The 18,473-nt window shown below is 39.2% G+C and carries 15 protein-coding genes; all 15 read right to left on the reverse strand.

Annotated elements, in window-relative coordinates; genetic code table 11:
- Positions 1–366 precede the first annotated feature (366 nt).
- On the reverse strand, positions 367–2,964 hold the full coding sequence (locus RCJ95_RS10725) for a VWA domain-containing protein (protein WP_221679604.1): 2,598 nt from the start codon (positions 2,962–2,964) through the stop codon (positions 367–369).
- Positions 2,948–4,693, reverse strand: coding sequence for a vWA domain-containing protein (locus RCJ95_RS10730; RefSeq protein ID WP_221679603.1), 1,746 nt, complete (start codon positions 4,691–4,693; stop codon positions 2,948–2,950). Before RCJ95_RS10730 ends, RCJ95_RS10725 begins: the two co-directional genes overlap by 17 nt.
- An 11-nt stretch (positions 4,694–4,704) precedes the next feature.
- A complete protein-coding gene (locus RCJ95_RS10735) occupies positions 4,705–5,580 on the reverse strand; it encodes a DUF58 domain-containing protein (RefSeq protein WP_221679601.1) in 876 nt (291 codons plus the stop codon).
- A complete protein-coding gene (locus tag RCJ95_RS10740; protein WP_048391973.1) occupies positions 5,577–6,572 on the reverse strand; it encodes an AAA family ATPase in 996 nt (331 codons plus the stop codon). The genes RCJ95_RS10735 and RCJ95_RS10740 overlap by 4 nt, the downstream gene beginning before the upstream one ends.
- An 11-nt stretch (positions 6,573–6,583) precedes the next feature.
- Positions 6,584–8,005 (reverse strand): hypothetical protein, encoded by a 1,422-nt coding sequence (locus RCJ95_RS10745; RefSeq protein WP_446722255.1) that lies wholly within the window; start codon positions 8,003–8,005, stop codon positions 6,584–6,586.
- 12 nt (positions 8,006–8,017) lie between these two features.
- Positions 8,018–8,863: an ABC transporter permease gene (locus RCJ95_RS10750; RefSeq protein ID WP_221679598.1), complete on the reverse strand. Its 846-nt coding sequence runs from the start codon at positions 8,861–8,863 to the stop codon at positions 8,018–8,020.
- Positions 8,860–9,795, reverse strand: coding sequence for an ABC transporter ATP-binding protein (locus RCJ95_RS10755; protein WP_221679597.1), 936 nt, complete (start codon positions 9,793–9,795; stop codon positions 8,860–8,862). The genes RCJ95_RS10750 and RCJ95_RS10755 overlap by 4 nt, the downstream gene beginning before the upstream one ends.
- Positions 9,795–12,188 (reverse strand): DUF7408 domain-containing protein, encoded by a 2,394-nt coding sequence (locus RCJ95_RS10760; protein ID WP_257521233.1) that lies wholly within the window; start codon positions 12,186–12,188, stop codon positions 9,795–9,797. The genes RCJ95_RS10755 and RCJ95_RS10760 overlap by 1 nt, the downstream gene beginning before the upstream one ends.
- 161 nt (positions 12,189–12,349) lie before the next feature.
- Complete coding sequence (locus tag RCJ95_RS10765) at positions 12,350–13,237, reverse strand: LysR family transcriptional regulator (protein ID WP_221679822.1); 888 nt, start codon at positions 13,235–13,237, stop codon at positions 12,350–12,352.
- Between the two features lie 68 nt (positions 13,238–13,305).
- A complete protein-coding gene (gene cbpB, locus RCJ95_RS10770) occupies positions 13,306–13,746 on the reverse strand; it encodes a cyclic-di-AMP-binding protein CbpB (protein WP_004224640.1) in 441 nt (146 codons plus the stop codon).
- Positions 13,747–13,943: 197 nt separating this feature from the next.
- On the reverse strand, positions 13,944–14,183 hold the full coding sequence (locus tag RCJ95_RS10775) for a short-chain dehydrogenase (protein ID WP_257521232.1): 240 nt from the start codon (positions 14,181–14,183) through the stop codon (positions 13,944–13,946).
- A gap of 63 nt (positions 14,184–14,246) precedes the next feature.
- Positions 14,247–15,014 carry a 2,4-dienoyl-CoA reductase gene (fadH, locus tag RCJ95_RS10780; protein ID WP_257521231.1) on the reverse strand — a complete coding sequence of 256 codons (768 nt, stop codon included), beginning with the start codon at positions 15,012–15,014 and terminating at the stop codon, positions 14,247–14,249.
- Positions 15,015–15,166: 152 nt separating this feature from the next.
- Complete coding sequence (locus tag RCJ95_RS10785) at positions 15,167–16,351, reverse strand: iron-containing alcohol dehydrogenase (protein WP_337976208.1); 1,185 nt, start codon at positions 16,349–16,351, stop codon at positions 15,167–15,169.
- A gap of 15 nt (positions 16,352–16,366) precedes the next feature.
- Positions 16,367–17,128 carry a 3-hydroxybutyrate dehydrogenase gene (locus RCJ95_RS10790; RefSeq protein WP_446722256.1) on the reverse strand — a complete coding sequence of 254 codons (762 nt, stop codon included), beginning with the start codon at positions 17,126–17,128 and terminating at the stop codon, positions 16,367–16,369.
- A gap of 12 nt (positions 17,129–17,140) precedes the next feature.
- Positions 17,141–18,457 carry a GntP family permease gene (locus tag RCJ95_RS10795; protein WP_221679589.1) on the reverse strand — a complete coding sequence of 439 codons (1,317 nt, stop codon included), beginning with the start codon at positions 18,455–18,457 and terminating at the stop codon, positions 17,141–17,143.
- Positions 18,458–18,473: the final 16 nt, after the last annotated feature.

Raw genomic sequence — 18,473 nt, forward strand, 5'->3', positions numbered from 1 at the left:
ACAATATAATCTTTGGTTTCTTGCGATAATCTTTTTCTTGTTTGCTTTTCCATTTTCGACACGTCCTTTTTGTTCCTTCATCATAAGTCTCTCTTAAGTTCGTGTCCATTTTTTATACTAACAGCCAGAATACCTCTACTTAGAGCGCCTTTTTCCACTTTATGAGCGGCAATGGCTCTACTTGGAGCGCTTTTCTACTCTTTATGAGCGGCAATGACTCAACTTAGAGCGCCTTTCTCTCCTTATGAGCAAAGAGCCCACTTTTTAGATCATCTTACCCGCTCTAACAAAGGGGACAACTCTCTATTCAAACAATATAAAAAAGCAGTGCAAAACTATTAAGTTTGCACTGCTGCTTCCTCTATTTTAAGATCGTTTTTTCATGCCTTTTAACAAATGTGCTACATTTGTGTCTTCTGCCTGTAGAGTTTTTTCCTCAACCAGCGGCTCTTTTTTCTTCGTATTCGTTAGGAAATTCCAACCAAAACGTCTTATGGTAATATCAATAAAGAAAAGAAGCATACTCGCTAAGAGTAGCCATGTGGCAATATTTTGCCGATCTGCTCCTTTTGTCGTAAAGTCACGGAAGACATCTTGTGGTTCCTTTAAAACAGTGCCTCCTGTTCGCTGAGTTAACTCTTCTATCAGTTGGTTATTTACAGGGAGTAGTTCGTATTCAGCACTATAAGGAACACTTAGCCCTGCCTGATAGATGGCCTGCTTTTCATCTGCTACACGGAAGAAAATTAATCCAGGTTCAGCTTGTACTACAGCTCGAACTTGGGATGCGGAAATGGTTTCAAGTTGTGTTTCTAGCTCCTCCCCTGCTTCATTTACTGCAACAATGTCTAAAAATGCAGCTTCATTTGTAGGGTCTGTAATCATAAAGGAACCATCTGCTTCCAATCTTACATCATAGGCTACATCATTGTAGCTTGGTAGCATTTGAGAAATAAGTGTTTGCCAAAATACTCCCCAATTTTGCCATCTTGCCCAATCTCCTGTCCATTTACCCGTTGAATCAGATGTAAAGGCAAATGTTTTACCAAGACCATATTGCCACTGCGCTAACACAGGATCTTCCTTTTCGCTTTCTGCTACGACAGTAGCCCCCTGTTTTGCCGTTGTCCCAATGTATGCATTCATTTGTGGGACACCATTAGCAAACAGTACGTTCCATCCTGCTGCATTATAAATTGCAGGGTAAAATGGATTGTCCTCAATATAGGTGCGGGAAATCATAGCAGTTTCACGAGATAAAATAGAAGGAATGGTTTGCTCATCTATGACATCATAGAAACGTCCACTGCCCATGTCACTAAGCGCTTCTAATAAGTTCGCATCGGCATCTTGTCCAATCGCTACTGTCGATAAGGTTATACCATCTTCTTTTCCTTCAGTAATTAAATCCTCATAGTTCCCTGCCTGTGACTGCCCATCTGTTAAGAGAATAATATGCTTACGTTGGAGCTTTAAATCAGCAAGGTTCTCGTAGGCTTTAGCTAATGAACTATAGATTTCTGTTCCCCCACCAGGTGTTACTGATAAAATAGTATCCACAGCCTCTTCTTTACTGCTAAGAGGCCCTGTCTCTATAATCTCCCATGGACGATCATCAAAGGCGATGAATCCTAATGTATCCTCGTCTCGCAACATCTCAACAGAACGTGCCGCTGCTTCCTTAGCAAGCTCAAGCTTCGAGCCTTGCATACTGCCAGATCGGTCAAGTACAATCACTAATCCTAAGGAAGGTAATTGCTCTTTGCCCTTAATTTCCATTTCCACTGGCAATAAGGTTTCGATCGGTGTTTTAAAGTAGCCGCCTAGACCAAAACTATTTTCTCCACCAACCATTGTAAAACCAACTCCAAAGTTTTTGACTGCTTGCTCAATAACACTCATTTTTGCTTCACCCACTAAATGACCTGGTACATTGTCGAAAATAATAGCATTATATTGCAAATAGCTGGATAGTTCATTTGGTAGACTGTTAGGCGCTACAACATCATAGGCAATGGATTGACTACCAAGTGCTGCTGCGATGGGTGAAGCTGTTTCATAACCATTAACGATTAATAAATGTGGTTCACTTTGAACCATTGTGACACTAGTTAACTTATTGTTTTCAAAAATAGCATCCTGACCAACTTGAACAACGGCTTCATATTTTACAAGTCCTTCAGCTGTTGCTGCATGTTTATAGGTAAACACATTCGTGCCTTCTGTCAGCTCAACTGCCTCTCGATGAATAAGCTCATCATTTTCATATAATAACAGCTCACCTTGGCCTGCTGAGGTTGCATGTATGTCTGTCACTAATTGTTGTTGCTCTCCAACATAAGCCACTTGAGGGGATACAAAGCTTTTTAGTGATACATCATTGACAACTGGTTGACTAAAAGGCTTAATATCAACACTAATATTGGAACCTTTCAACTTCGTAGCAAATTCTAAAGCATCTCCCTTTGTCTCATTACCATCTGTTAATAGCACAAGACGAGTTGCTTTTTTAGGATCTATAATCCCTGAAGCAAGCTGTAAACTTTGTTCTATATTCGTTTGATCGGTAGCTTTGATTTCAGTTAGTTTTGGTACTTCCTTTAATGTTTTAGACAAAATAGCTTCTGTTTGTAAAGTAGAGGAAAATGAATAAATGCCCGCAAGTTGTGGTTCTTTTTTTGATTGTAGGCTCTCCTGTATAAACTGAACCATCTCATCTTCCGTACCATTCATAGAAGCAGAACGATCTACTAAATAAACAATTTGTTCTTCTTTTATTGGTAATAATAGATAGGGACCTGCGAGTGCAAAAACTAAACAGCCTGCTGCCACTATGCGAATAGTAAGTACAACAATATGACTTCTTTTGAGTCGCTGCCGCTCATGAAAGTATGTCCATCCAAAATACAAAAATAAAGGAAGGAGTAACAACAATACTAACGGCATATCAATTCGTAAATCCACGACGTCGTTGCACCTCCCACTCTGAAACAAGCAATAGTAAAATAATCACAATTAGCCAAGGCACGAAAGAGGTCATCGAAACTTCTTCCTTTCCGTTGTCTGAGATATCACCTATTGTAAAGCTTGTTCCTTGTTCAATAACACGTTCTTGGGCTTGCAATTGCACAATCAATTGTTTTTCCTCATTATTTGAGCGTACCATATAAATGCCTGGCTGTTTGGGCGCAGTTAGCATACCCTTGGTAACAGACGAAAGAAATTCGTCTTCCTGCGAATAAACATTCCAGTCTCCTTGCGCTAAAGCAACTGCACGTTGTTCATTGGGTGAAAAAATCCCAAGTGACCCAACTGATTCTGTTAGCTGCTGTTCTGTACTCCATAAAAATAGTGGGAATGATGGATGTAAGGGCCAATCTGTATCAGCAATATCCGCTAAAACAACGATATCTCCTTTAGGGGAGCGTTGGATGAATGGCTCTTCTCCAACAGAAGCAATCGTTTCATAGTCCGCAAAGCCAGGATAAACAGCACTAACATAAACATCCTTTAGTTCACTAAATGCAAATAATGCATCACTTCTAGTGCTTACCGTCCCATTCGCATCTACTTTTTCTGCATCATCACGACCAAATAATACGAGGGGGTTGTCCATCTTTTCCAATAAGGCTGATTGGTTTGTGATTATTGTAGCATCTTGATTGTCAGCTACTTGCAAGGAAGGGACGATTTTTACGCCACTACTAACTGTTTGAAAACCTTTTTGTATCAGTTGATGCAAGCCTTGATCAACAATAATTTTTGACGTAGTCGTTTGTAGTAATACTGTTTGTTGATTGTCTATGTCATAATCATCTTTTGCATCAATAATAGCTGTCATGGATTTTGCTAAAGGCAAATCTTTAAATGTTTTCGTAATGGCTTCATTTGGAGGCACAACGACACTTTCTGCTACCAGCTCCTCACCCTCTGCATTATTCAATGCGAGTGTTACCTTTTGCTCGGTATTTGTATCATTATGGAGTTGTACAAGTGCCAGCGTAGCTTGTCCATCTGTCGTAGCAGCAAAGCGTGTAATAGCGATATTTGTTAAGTCTTTTGTAGCACCTCTTACTAGCCATTTCACAGAATCCTTGTCCATCGGTAATTGCTTTTTATCAAGTGTATCTGTAAAAACATAGATAGAAGTTGGTGTATCGCTCACAAATGCCTGTGCTACATCCAGCGCCTTATTCATTTCAGCAGTTTCATAGGTTACTTGTAAATCTTGAATAGCTTTTTTTATTTCACTCGTGTTGGTTTCTTGCTGTAAAACAGCTTTTGGTGTAGCGCCAGTTGTAATTAATGTGACAGGTCGACCATTCAATTCATCCATCAAGTTCAGCATTTCCTGTTTATGAGCGTCAAAGGTTGATTGCTCTTTGCCTGCCAGCATTGTGGCTGAAGTATCTACAATAAATATGGTTTGTGCACCTACAATGGTTGATTTTTTTATATAAGGATTCATTAATGCCAAAACAAGTAGCAGTAAAGCAAGCAGCTGTAAATATAGTAGGACATTTTTTTGTAAATGCTTTAAATAAGGCGATACTCGAGTTTCCTGCATAATCTCCGACCAAAAAAGTGTCGAAGAAACAGTTTGTTCTGTATATTTTTTTCGAAAGAAATAATAAAGTAGGACAATGACCGGGATGATGGCCGTCCAGCTAAATATAATTTGACTAAAGCCCAATACGGCTCACCTCACCTAATCCAATGTGCTTTTAATAATTGCTGGAAAATCGCATGTTGCAATCCATCTTCGACTTTCAATTGTAATTTTTGAACACCAAAGCGACGGCAAATGGCTTCAAATTCTTCTTCATGTAGTATGCGTCTTGCATGGTAGGACTCCAGTACTTTAGAGGACATCGTCACATTCACATCATTACCTGTTTCACGATCAAGGAGACGTACATCACCCGAATAATTTGGTGACAGTTCTTCTTGCGTTACAATTTGCAAAATACGAACATCTCCAGCGTAGCGTGGTAGCCTTTTTAATAGCTGTTCCCATTCCTCAATTGGCTCTAATCCATCTGTAACAATGAATAATACGGTACTATCTTTAGGTAAAGCTTTAAGTGCATCCTTGGCAAAACGATTAGAGTAATTAGCTTCCTCTATATCTGTTACTAGCTGTAAAAAAGCTCGGCGATACATGGTACCCTTCCGTCGAAATGGTGGCTTCACTTCATCTTGGACAAAAGAAAAGGATAGACGATCATCTCGACCTAATACCATTAGACCGAGGGAGGCCACAATTTGACGAGCAAATAACCACTTAGCATGTTGCCCCATTGATTTGGTAGCATCAAGTAGAATATGTACACGCATCTCTTGCTCATCTAAAAACCTTTTAATAAAGTATTTATCTGTACGAGCAAAGACGTTCCAATCCACTTGGCGTACATCATCACCTAAATGGTATTCTCGAAAATCCGAGAAATCAAGGGATGCCCCGAAGCGTTGAGAACGGTGCGAGCCCTTATGTTGTCCGCGTAATTTGGAGGCCGTCGCTACTTGGAAGCGACTGATTTTCGCTAACCAGTCTTGGGGCAATAAGTATTTTGCTGTCACTTGCTAATACCTTGCTGAACTTTTTCTAAAATAACATCAATCACATCGTCTGCTGTTTTTCCTGAAGCCTCCCCTTCATAATTCAACAGCATGCGATGACGTAAAACAGGCTTAGCAACAGATTTAATATCCGCTACAGAAACATGAAAACGACCATTCATTAAAGCTCTTGCCTTTGCCAATTTGATTAAGCTCTGCAAACCACGTGGACCACTGCCATACATAGCATATTGTTTAACCTCATCAAGCGCATCGGTTCTTTCAGGATGCGTAGCCACCACTAGATCAGTTGCATACTCTAGCATTTCATCAGCAACCATCACTTCCTTTACCATTTGCTGAGCTTGAATGAGAGCATCCGTATCCATCTGCTTCTGTAAACCAATTTCCTGGGCACCTGTCGTTCGCTTCATAATTTCCATAAGTTCGCTTTTTTCAGGATAGGGTACAAGAATTTTACAAAGGAAACGGTCCATCTGTGCCTCTGGTAATGGGTATGTTCCTTCCATTTCAATAGGGTTTTGAGTTGCCAACACGAAAAATGGTCTCGCCATTTTTTTTGTATCCCCTAATATTGTTACCGTTTTTTCACCCATTGCTTCCAACAAGGCACTTTGGGTTTTAGGTGTTGCGCGATTTATCTCATCAGCCAATACCATTTGACTAAAGATTGGCCCAGGTTGAAAGGTAAATTGCTGCTTCCCATCGGGTGTACGTTCAATCATGCTCGTTCCTGTTATATCTGCTGGCATAAGATCTGGTGTAAATTGAATACGTGAAAACGACAGATCCAGTACCTCTGAAATGGTACGAATTAACATCGTTTTTCCTAAGCCAGGTAAACCTTCTAACAATGCATGACCATCCGCTAATACTGCATACAGGGTATAATCAATTGCTTCTTCCTGTCCAACAATGAAGCGATGAATTTCTTCTTTAACTTGTTGTAATTTCGTACTCATATCTACATACTGTTGCTCTGTAAAGGCCATTTCTTTTCCTCCTACTGCGACTCAATTGACGTGAAATAAGATTGCACGACATTTTGTAAATCCTTCGGTAATTGTAAACGCTCTGAACTCTCTAAATAGCTGTCTTTATATGAGCCAATTACTTCTTCATATGGTCGAATAGAACCTTTTGTTATCGGACCATTTCCTTGTTGCTCAGATACATGGGAACCATCTCCTAAATTGCCACCATCTACTGATGTCTCACTTGCCCCACCAATTCGATTCGGTGTCGTTAACAAATTCCGACCGCCTTGGCCACTTCCTGCTCCTTGACCACCTTGACCTTGTCCTTGTCCTTGTCCCTGTCCCTGTCCTTGTCCCTGTCCTTGACCCTGTCCTTGACCTTGACCCTGTCCTTGGCCTTGATCCTGTCCTTGGCCTTGGCCTTGACCATTGCTCTGGCTACTACCCTTTTGCTGTTGGGAACCACTTTGCGCATTATTTTGACTAGACTGGCCTTGTTGATTACTAGGTTGGGAATTACCAGATGACTGTTGACTGTTTTGATTGTGACTGCTTGCATTATTGGCACTCGCAATTGCATTTTGTAAGGAGTTACTTGCTGGTTTACCAAGTTTACTCATAGCAGTTTGTGTGGCATTTGCATTTTCTGTGAGCCCTTGCTGCATGTGGGCAAGCTCTTTTAGCTGCTCAACCTCTTCCTTCGTTAAACCTTTGCCTTCTGTTGTGCCATCTTGACTAGCCGTTTGTTTATCCTTTAATTGCTGCTCCTTTAATGCTAACTCCTTTTGCTTTTTGACAACTTCTCGTAAAGCTTCTTCTGCTGTTTCAGCCTCTTTTAAAGTATTTTGAAGTTCTTGCAATTGCTCCTTTACTTCTTTTGTTTCCGCCTTTTTCTCTAATTTAGCGATTTCCTTCTTCATATCTTCGATAACTGCCTGCTCCTTTTCAACCTCTATTGCTTCAATTTGCGTAGTTGCTGGGAACATATAAAGAATAGCTAGAACAACTGTTGTAATAAACAATCCGATAAACGCCTTTGGACGAAATAGATTTTTCTTTCGAGCCTTAAAGTCTGCGAAAGCTTTTTCAGCATTTTGCATCGCTTTCGATAATAATGATTGAACAAGAGGATCCTGATCATCTTTAAATGATAAAGCTGTCACTAATTCATTATGTGAGAAATAATGATCCAGTTTATGCAATGCCTCTTTCTCTTTGACCCGCTTCCACCAAATATAAGCTATAGTTGCAATAATAACGGTAATAAAGGCACCTAATGCTATTTGGCGATAATATGGCCAGATAAATAGTCGGGAAATAAGTACGAGAGAAGCACTCGAAAGCAATGCCAAAAACAAACCGTATTGTGCAATGGGAATGCTTCTTTCAAGAGTTAATCTCGATTTTGCACGCTGAATATATTTTCGTAATTGCTTACGACGCTCCATACCAATTCCTCCTCATCGGTTACTTTTCATGTTGGCACGTAATTTTTTAATCGCAATGGTTAAACAAAGTACAATGATGAATACATAGGCAATTAAATAAGTAATCCATACAGGTAGTTCTACACCCGAAAGCTCTGCTAACGTATCTCCCATCTCTGGAGAAATAAGGGTCAGCATCAAGGCACCTGGATTAATAGATGCCCAGAAATAGGTCATAAAGGAGGTACCTGTTCCAATGGCATTACCCATTTGATGAAAGGCCATTGTTAAAAAGAAGAAGAATGCTGTAATACCTCCTAAGAAAATGATTGAGCCATATGTGGCAATCATGGCAACAATAGTTCTCTTAGTAATCGTAGAAAACATCACACCTATACTACCTATTGCTACTACAGTGACTAAATAAAATAAAAATATAGAAATAAGCTGTGAAGGCGACACACCACCGAATAGAAACACTAGACTGTATAGTGGTAATCCCGCTACCAGCATCAATACTAGAAATGCTACGGAGGATAGTAATTTTCCAATAACAATTTGTGTAGAACTTTGTGTCGTTGTTAATAAAATATTTAATGTTTGCTTTTCACGCTCACTACTGATAGCACCTGCAGTCAAACTTGGTGTAATGAAAAGAACTAATGCCATTTGCAAGATGGTTAGCACAGCAAACATCATAAAGCTTGTCTCTGGTTTAAAGAAGCCTCTGCCAGTAAATTCAGTTGTAAGCAATAAAAACCCTGCAATGAAAATACACAGTACCGCTAAATAAAACATTAAACCTGAAAAGCTTTTAAAAGAACGGAAGCGTAACTTCAATTCTTTAACAAGTACTGGATTGTGAAATCTTTCCATCATTGATTGTCCGCTCCCTTCGTAATCGCCATAAAGACATCCTCTAAATCCTTCTCTTCTTCACTTAATGCGTAGATTGGTAAATCTGTAAGCATAGCTTTTTTTAGCAATGCCACCTGCTCAGCATTTGTTCCTCGATAGTTAAAGGCTATTTCTAAACGATTTTCAATGACATCAATTGATGAAATATGCGGATCTTCCTCTAAAAACGCTCGTACTACATCCAATTGATCTGTCACTTTCAACACAATACGCTTTTCTCCTTGTAGCTGGGCCTGAATCGCGGCTACATTTCCATGTGCAATTAATTTACCATTATCAATAACACCGATTTCATCACACATCTCAGCAAGCTCAGGCAAAATATGCGACGAAATTAAAATTGTTTTTCCCATAGACTTTAAGTTCCGTAAAATATCTCGCATTTCCACACGAGCACGTGGATCTAGTCCTGATGCAGGTTCATCTAGAATCAGTACCTTTGGATCATGGATAAGTGCACGAGCTAAACATAAGCGTTGCTTCATACCACGTGATAATAAATCAACATATTCATAGCGTTTACTTGTTAAATTCACTAGTTCTAATAGTTGTGGAATTAACACTTGACGCTCTGCTAATTGGAGACCGTAGCTCGCTCCATAAAAATCTAAATATTCGTCTACTTTTAACTGATCATATACACCAAAGAAATCGGGCATATAACCAATTTGCTTTCGAACTTCTTTTGGTTCCTTCACAACACTTTTGCCATTTATCAGAGCATCTCCTGAAGTCGGTGACAATAGTGTAGCTAAAATAGAGAATGTCGTTGATTTCCCTGCTCCATTTGCGCCAACAAATCCAAATACAACGCCTTCTTCTAAAGATAAGTTTAAATGATCTAATGCTGTAAAGGAGCCATATCGTTTCGTTAAATCACGAATTTCAATCATTATTTTGCCACTCCTTTCAGCTCTATGTCTGGTAACTTCGTTTGTTCTCCTGATGGGTCGGGACCATATTTGATTTCAATTCGAAGCTCTCCATCTTGATTAAAGTATGTTGAAACCTTGTCTGTAAACACTTGCTTTGTATCGACTAAAGGCTCATATATATTCGTTTCATTATTCCAAATGGATAGCTGCATACGTGAGACATCCTTATTAGAAATTGTCAGCTCATTGAGTGATTCAACGGCATCCATAAATTGATCTGGCATGGTCATCGTTACTTCGTACAATCCTTCAGATAGGTACCATTTATTCAATTCTTCCTCGATCTTTTCATAATATCCATTAGCTGATAGTGGCTCTACTGAATACGAGAAGTTATTACGCTTCATTGTAAATGGTCCTGTTAGTTCAACTTTTCCTTTAAATGGTTGAACAAGCATCGTAATTGGTGACATATTGGCACTTGTTTCTAATTCAACACCTACCACAGCTTGATCTGTCCAAGCTGTAAGTATTGGCTGGTTATCCTTTTCGATAAGCGGCAATGCTAAAGTTTTCATTCGCTCAATCCGCATTGGGTTTACCTCATCCTTTTTCGATGGGTAACTATAATTATAATTATTGAAAATAGATGGTTTTTGAAGAACTGTTGTTTTCAGTTCCTTATTTACCTGTAATGTTCCGTTTGCTTCAATATCACCTAGTTTTACTTCTTTCACACCAGAGATTAATGTGACATCTTTTAATGCGAACGGGAAATTATTTTTAACTGTTCCTGTTAGATGTTCATTTTTCAGTGTTATATCTATATCCATCTTTCCGATATTTTGTGCTGATGTTTTTCCACCAAAGGATTGCACAGACCAGTAGCTTAAATCACGTAATGTTAGTGTTGAACCGCTAGCATTTTCTTTTACATAAGAAGATTCATGTAATGGTCCCATCGTGCCTGTGAAGTTATTATAATTTCTTAATGCAACGGCAGTTGTATTTTGGTCAGCATTGACCACAAAATCCCCACTGCGATTCGTTAAAATGGATTCTACATAATAGCCATTTACACTATTGTCTTCATTTACTTTATAGAATGCAGATTGCTGAACTTGTGGCTGAACAATACGATCCTTCGCTCCGACAATAAAAAGAACAATGGAAAGAACAACAGAGATAGAAGGTATTATCCACCATGCATGCTCACGCTTGTCCGCTTTTTTCAAGACAAAATAAAGAATTGGCCCGATTATTAAAATATAAAGAATAATGACAATAAGCATATAGCTTACTGATACTTCGAAAGATGGAAATAGTTCATTAATGGTACGAAGTTCATAAGATATTTGATCAAGAGGAGATTGTCCCTGTCTCATCATTCCTTGCTGGGAAATACTTTGAATATTCATCACTTTGGCTAAAAGTGCTCCGTAGCCGTCCATAGAAGCAAGTGGTTGATCACCTAAAGAGAAAGTTGTTTGAATCACTTCCCCGCTACCCACTTTTTTCTTTGCTGCTAACACTGCATTATTTTCTGTTAGTACAGGTAAACTTCCTTCACTACTAGTAGCTGCGTAAACTGAAATCGGCTGTGTAAAAATGCCGCCTCCTGACAATTTAGTTAAAGCTTCTGCAGAAATCGCAGTCATTTCATGTGATAATGACAAAGGTAAATACTCTTTAAAAATCCCTGCTGTAGCATTGATTTGGTCAGCAGCCCCTAGAAGCAAGGTACCACCATCCTGTACCCATTTTAGTAATGCTTCTTGTTGTTTCTGTGTTAAATCAGCAATAGCCACTTCATCTACAACAATGACATTGGCCATCGCAAGTCCCTGCGAGTCTTCTGGAAGTGTATAATCTTTTAATTGATTGATATTAAATACTTCCACATTACTTTGAGCTACAAATGTTGATAAACGTAATAGTGCTGAAAGTCGATCACTTTTATCTGTTAATGTATAAATGAATGTTGATGAGGGGTCTAAAAAATTTGATTGCAGACGTTTAGTTCCCTTATAGGCAATCTTTTTTCCTTTTTCAATGTTTCCCTCATAAAAGGCAAATAAATCTGTGTCCGAATAACTATAGTCAGCTAAACCATCAAGATAGAAAGAAAATGTCTTTTCCTCTCCTGCTGCTATATCAATTGGAACGACAAGTGCTGAAGCTGCCTCATAAGAATTTGATGAATTAATCGCCATATCTCCTGAGAAGTCAGCTCCATTATTTTTCACTGTAACTTGGAGTGGTACTACTGATTGATATTTCGCTTTACCAGAAACACCAGCTGTTGCTTTCACCTCTAGCGTAGCAGCAGCACTCGCCTGAGTTGTAGGCAAGATAAAGCTCATTACAAGCATGACTAGTAAGGTCAGTGCCGTCCATTTTGTCTTTTTCAAAAGCTCAACCCCTTTTTATGTAAATAGATGGTTACATAATTATACGATTTATATTGCATTTTGTTCCATTTCTTATGTTATCTTCATTAATATTCATAAACTCTTAAGAATTCTACAATGCAAAAAGGCAACTCCAAAACACCCTAGAGCTGCCTGATATTCTATTTAGTATAATCAAACAAACACCGTGCATGATCCTGCACTACTTCAACAAACGCCTCTACTTGTCTTAATTCAAAAGAGGATTCATAACCAATTAGCCAAGTATCGCGTGTAAGACCAAACTCTTTTTCATCATTTGATAGAGGGATTTTATGAATGGCATCGTGGTCATTTAACGTAATAGAAGGTAAGATCGCATAACCGATACCATTTAAAGCCATTTGCTTACAAATTTCAATTTGATCCACTAAAATTTGTTTTCTTGGATTTGAAGCAAAATGCTGCTGCCACCATTGTTGAATTTCTTGATAATAGTTGGAATCACTCTTATATTGAATAAATGGACGGTCTGTCTTTAACACATCTTCAATTGTTTTAACCTCTTTGTCCACCAAATAAAGAGTATCTCTGAAAAGGTGGATCTTTTCTCCTTTCCAGTCAACTTGGCCTCGTACAATACCTACATGTGCCTCGCCCTCATAAAGAGCTTTCACAATTTCAGAACTCCAGCCCGTCATCAGTGATATTTTAGCCTCTGGATATTTTGACACAAAATCCTTCAAAATTTTTGGTAGCCAGTTCTGACCAACAATGGATGCACAGGCAATTTTCAATGTCCCATTTACCTTTGTCGTTAAGGATTGAATCGTTTCAAATATTTCTTCCTTTTTGGCTAGCATTTCCTTTGCATAAGCAATAACTTGTTCACCAGCAGGTGTTGCTGTTAAACCTTTTTGTGAACGAATAAATAATTGGGCACCCCAGTCTTTCTCAATTGTTTGTAATCGTTGTGAAAGAGCTGGTTGGGATAAAAATAGACGCTCTGCTGCTTTCCGCATATTGCGTTCTTCAGCTAAGATTTTTAAAATTTCTGCCTCTGTTGCCATCAATCTGTAAACCTCCAATACAAGCAAAGAGGGCCTCATGATTTTCATCTGAGTTCCCTCTTAAGCTACTACTCTTTTTGATAAATATATTTTTTCAATTGCTTTAAAATAACACGTCTTGTTAATATCCCTGCGAATGTACCATCTTCGTCCACTACACATAAAAAGGCGTGGTTAATAACTAAATCCAAAGCACGCTGGAAAGTATCCGTCAGCTTCAATACAGCGATCTCTTTTTCCATAATAGAGTCAACCTTAATATCAGGTAGCTTTTCATATTCAATATGCTCAAGTCCAAGAATCGATTCGGTAATCATTTTCATGCTAAGTAAACCTTGAAGTCGATATTTCAAATCTAATACAGGTATGGACGAGTACCCTGTACGTGTTAGTACAAGGAGTGCATGTTCCGCACTATTTCCACTTTGTACATGCGCAACTTTTTCAGAGGAAATGATAAAATCACTAATTGGCATTGCTAATAAGTCTTTGCTGTTAGTTGAAATCATGAACTTCTTCTCCTTTTCTGTCCTCACTGTGTAGAACAGTCCTTCCCTTTCATCATATCACAACTTTTCTATGTATGACCATGACCAGGCCGAGAAGAGTTTTTCATGAACAATGAATTATTTTAGCCTTTACAGCAAAAACTTAGAATATCTTCATCCAGTCAAGTTTTTCGTGACCGAATGAAGATGGTTCTTAACTAATAGCCAGCCTTACTCCAGTAGTAAAAAATCATGATCCCTAAAAAAAGCAAAAAAATTGCATAGACCCAAACAATTGGGTTCAAAATCGTTGCATACTCTTCAACCGTTTCTGAAATCGGAGTATCCTTTTCAGACTTCCGTTCAGAAGTCATCTTTGCAATTTTCAACGTGTATACAAAGGAAATTACACAAATAATTATCATAGCAATTAGAGCTGGTATTAACCACATACCCATCGGCAAAACTCCTTTCTTTACCCTTAGTATGCGTCAACCCAGCTATTCGTTATGCAAACTTTTTTAGAATGGATATTGATTGAGCCACTGCCCACCATCCAAAGTTACACATTCGCCATTCATATAACTTGCTTTGTTAGACATCATAAATGTAGCTAAATCAGCAATTTCTTCTGGTGTTCCTATTCGGCCTAGTGGAACAGAATCTAGTGTACGAGCTGCCGCTGCTTCTGATTCCCAAAGCTTATCGGCTCCACCAGTACGCTCGATTGGACCCGGTGCAATAGCATTAACCCGAATCCCATACTGTTTCCCCCACTCAACAGCTAGCGTTCTCGTCAATGATAGTACCCCTGCTTTTGCTGCAGCAGAATGGATCACACCTGCTCCTGCATTCCAAGCATACGTCGCTACCATATTTAATATAGACCCTTTGATCTTATGTTCAATCCAATACTTGCCTACTACTGAAGAACAGTAGAATGTACCATTTAATACAATATCTACGACAGCCTTCCAGCCATTCGGTGATAAATCCTCTGCACGTACAATAAAATTACCTGCTGCATTATTCACAAGCCCATCCACTTGACCAAATTTTTCAATAGCAAATGCGAGCATAGCCTCAGCATGCTCAGGTACACGTACATCCATTTGGAATGTCTCAATAGAGGGACCAGCCTCAGCTATAAATTTCTTTGCCTCTGCTAATCGTTCTTCATTACGACCTGTTATGACAACATTAGCTCCCTCAGTCACGAACTGCTTTGCCATATACAGCCCCATGCCACTTGATCCACCCGTAATAATAATCGTCTTCCTTTGCAACATTCCATTTCCCCCTTCGTTAAAAATGAATGATGATTCACTAAAAGTTTACTATATATTCTCGAATATGTCATATTAATTCTATAGAATGCGAGTTTATTTTCTAAAAAAATATAAAAGAGCCATTCATCCGAATGAATAGCTCTCCAATATAATTAAAACTCATACGTATAGGCAATTTTATATAGCTCCATTAACTCTTCTAAAGTTGGTATCTTCGGATTGTTGTCAGGGCTTCCACTTGCAAGTGCATCCTCAGCCATTTTAGGAATGGCCTGATAATAAGCTTGCTCCTCTATTCCCCACTGTTTTAAATTGCCAATTTTCATATACTTACACATGTCTTTAATGGACGTAATAGCAAGCTGAGCAAGCTCCTCTTGTGATAGACATTCTTTTGTTTTATTAAAAAATTGTCCCAAATCTGCCAATCGATCTATACAAGCATCTTTTGAATAGTCTAGTACAGCTGGTAAAAGCATCGCATTGGAGATGCCATGTGGTACGTGAAAAAGTGCACCAATGGGACGCGACATTCCATGTACGAGGGCAACAGAAGCATTTGAAAATGACAGCCCTGCCTGCATCGAACCCAATGACATCGCTTCCCTAGCATCAACATCATCTCCATGTTCAAAAACCTTTATGATGTTATTCACAATTAATTCCATAGCAGATAAGGCGAGCACATTCGAATAAGGATGAGCTAAACGCGATAAATAGCTCTCAATGGCATGGCTCAATGCATCTATTCCTGTTGCTGCGGTAATTGCTGGAGGTGAAGTAATGGTTAAAATAGGATCAACAACCGCCATAGTTGGCATAAAAGCTGGTTGCTTAATCATCATTTTTACATCACTTTTTGTATTGGTAATAACAGTTGCATCTGTGGCTTCAGAGCCTGTACCTGCTGTTGTTGGTATTGCAATGTGTGGAATTGGTGCAACAGCTGCAACTTTTGCCATTTTCATATAATCTCCTATGTAGCCGCCATTTGTAGCCACTACTGCAATCGCCTTCGCCGTATCAATACAGCTACCCCCACCAACAGATATAATGACATCACAGTTTTCCTTCTGCAAAAGCTGTAATCCCTCTGCTACATACGTATCATCCGGCTCAGTTATCACCCCTATATATGAAACGACTTCTATCCCTTGGGTCTTTAACAGTGTATGGCATTTATTCACAAATCCTAAACTATCCATCATTGGATCACTAATAATTAATGCCTTAGAACCTAGTTTTTTCGCATACTCTCCTACTTCTTCAAATGAATCACGACCATATACAATCGTCCCTGGTGAATGAACAGTAAAAATGGTTTTTGTTTGAATCATATTTTCCCTCCTAAGCTACTGAGCTGTATAGCCACCATCTAATAGAATGGCCTGACCGGTTAACCCCTTTGCTATATCACTTGCTAAATATAATGCAAGTCCTGTAATTTCCGAGACATCAAGTAAACGTTTTTGCGGTACAAGTGGATATAACACTTGTTCAAGTACTTCCTCCACTTGAATACCCCGTGTCTGTGCTAAATCCATAAACTGATTACGTACTAATTCCGTGTCAACATACCCTGGACAAATAGCATTTACCGTAATTCCATCTGTCGCCACCTCTAGTGCCGTTACCTTAGTAAGCCCAATCACACCATGCTTTGCTGCATTATAGCCTGCCTTCCCAGCAAACCCAATGACGCCATTGATGGAGGCCATATTGATAATACGACCAAATTGATTTTTCTTCATATGTGGTAACGCATACTTCATCGCTACAAAGGGAGCAACGACCATCACTTTTTGCATTGACTCAAAAATTTCTGTCTTAAAATCCTCAATAAGCGACACATGTTGAAATCCTGCATTATTGATTAAAATATCTAATGTTGAGAATTTATTAATCGTAAAATCGATGGCTTCTCTTATGGCTTGTTCTTCTGTCACATCACATATATAGGAAGTTAAAGAGGGGTATTGTGCGACGGCTTCCTCTAGAAGCTGTTCATTTTTATCTGTTATCACAATATTAGCCCCTTGCTCAGCAAATGCTTGTGCTATGGCAAGACCAATACCACGAGCTGCCCCTGTAATAAAAACCGTTTTCCCTTGCATACTTCATCCCTCCTACATCCCTAATGAGAATAATATGATTGCAAGTATTGTACCTATGATAGGGATAATAACCGTCAAAGCTCCAAATGGCATATATGCATCCTTATGCTTTTCATTACATACTGAATTGATGGTTGTCACAACATATCCTCCGTGTGGCAATGAATCTAGGGAACCAGATGCTATAGCGATTGTCCGATGCAATGCCTCTGTATCTACACCCATCTCGATATAATGCGGTGCTAGTAAGGGCATTGCAATTGTTTGTCCCCCTGATGCTGAACCTGTTAAACCAGCAATAACCGCAATAGCTAAGGCTCCTCCAATCAGCGGACTGCCAGGGATATTGGTCATTACATCAACAGTTGCAACAAAGGATGGTGTTGCTTTGACTACCCCACCAAAGCCGACAACAGCCGCCGTATTTGCAATGGCAATAATAGCACCCATCGCACCTGCTGCTAATGTTGCGCCAACTGACTTTGCATATTTGTAACTCACTAAATAAGCCACGATACAGCCACTAGTTAAGGCTACAATTAAAGCAGAGGTTCCAAGTGAATTATGGAAAATATAAGAAATGACTAAAACAACTAATAATGGTACGAGACTCAAAAGGGGACTCGGTAGCTTACGTGTTTTATCAGCAACTGGATCAGTGGAGCGCTCAATGAAAATCTCCCCATTGTTTACAGCGCGTTTAATCATCCAATTCAGCCAAAGCGAGCCACCAACGGCCATAAAAATAGCCACGACAATACTAACTTGCCAACCAGCATATGGAGTTGTACCAAGATATGGAATCGGTATCCAATTTTGAATCTCAGGTGAGCCTGCTGATGTCATCGTAAATGTGACAGAACCTAGGCCCAGTGCAGCAGGAATAAAACGTCGTGGAAAGTTTGCTTGTTTAAATAAACTAATAGCCATTGGATAAACAGAAAAGGCTACGATAAAAACTGAAACACCACCATATGTGAGTACTGCTGCAGCTAAGACTACAGCATATGTGGCATATTTCACCCCTATTTTTTCTACAATCCATTTAGAGACACTATCTGCAGCGCCTGTGTCCTCCATGACTTTACCGAAAATGGCGCCCGCCATGAACATTAAGTACCAAGAACCAACAAATCCTGTGAACCCATCCATATAGCTCGTTAGAAAGTTGGGCTGATCTTTATCAGCTGTTTGAGGAAAAAATGCAAGACCGTTTGTTAAAGCTGCTAACAGCGCCGTTAACGGTGCTGAAATAAGTAGATTTACACCCTTCATTGTTAAATAAACTAATAATGCTAAACTACCAAAAAGACCAATATACTCTAACATTTACACCCCACCCATC

Source organism: Lysinibacillus sp. BSL11, from assembly GCF_052928325.1.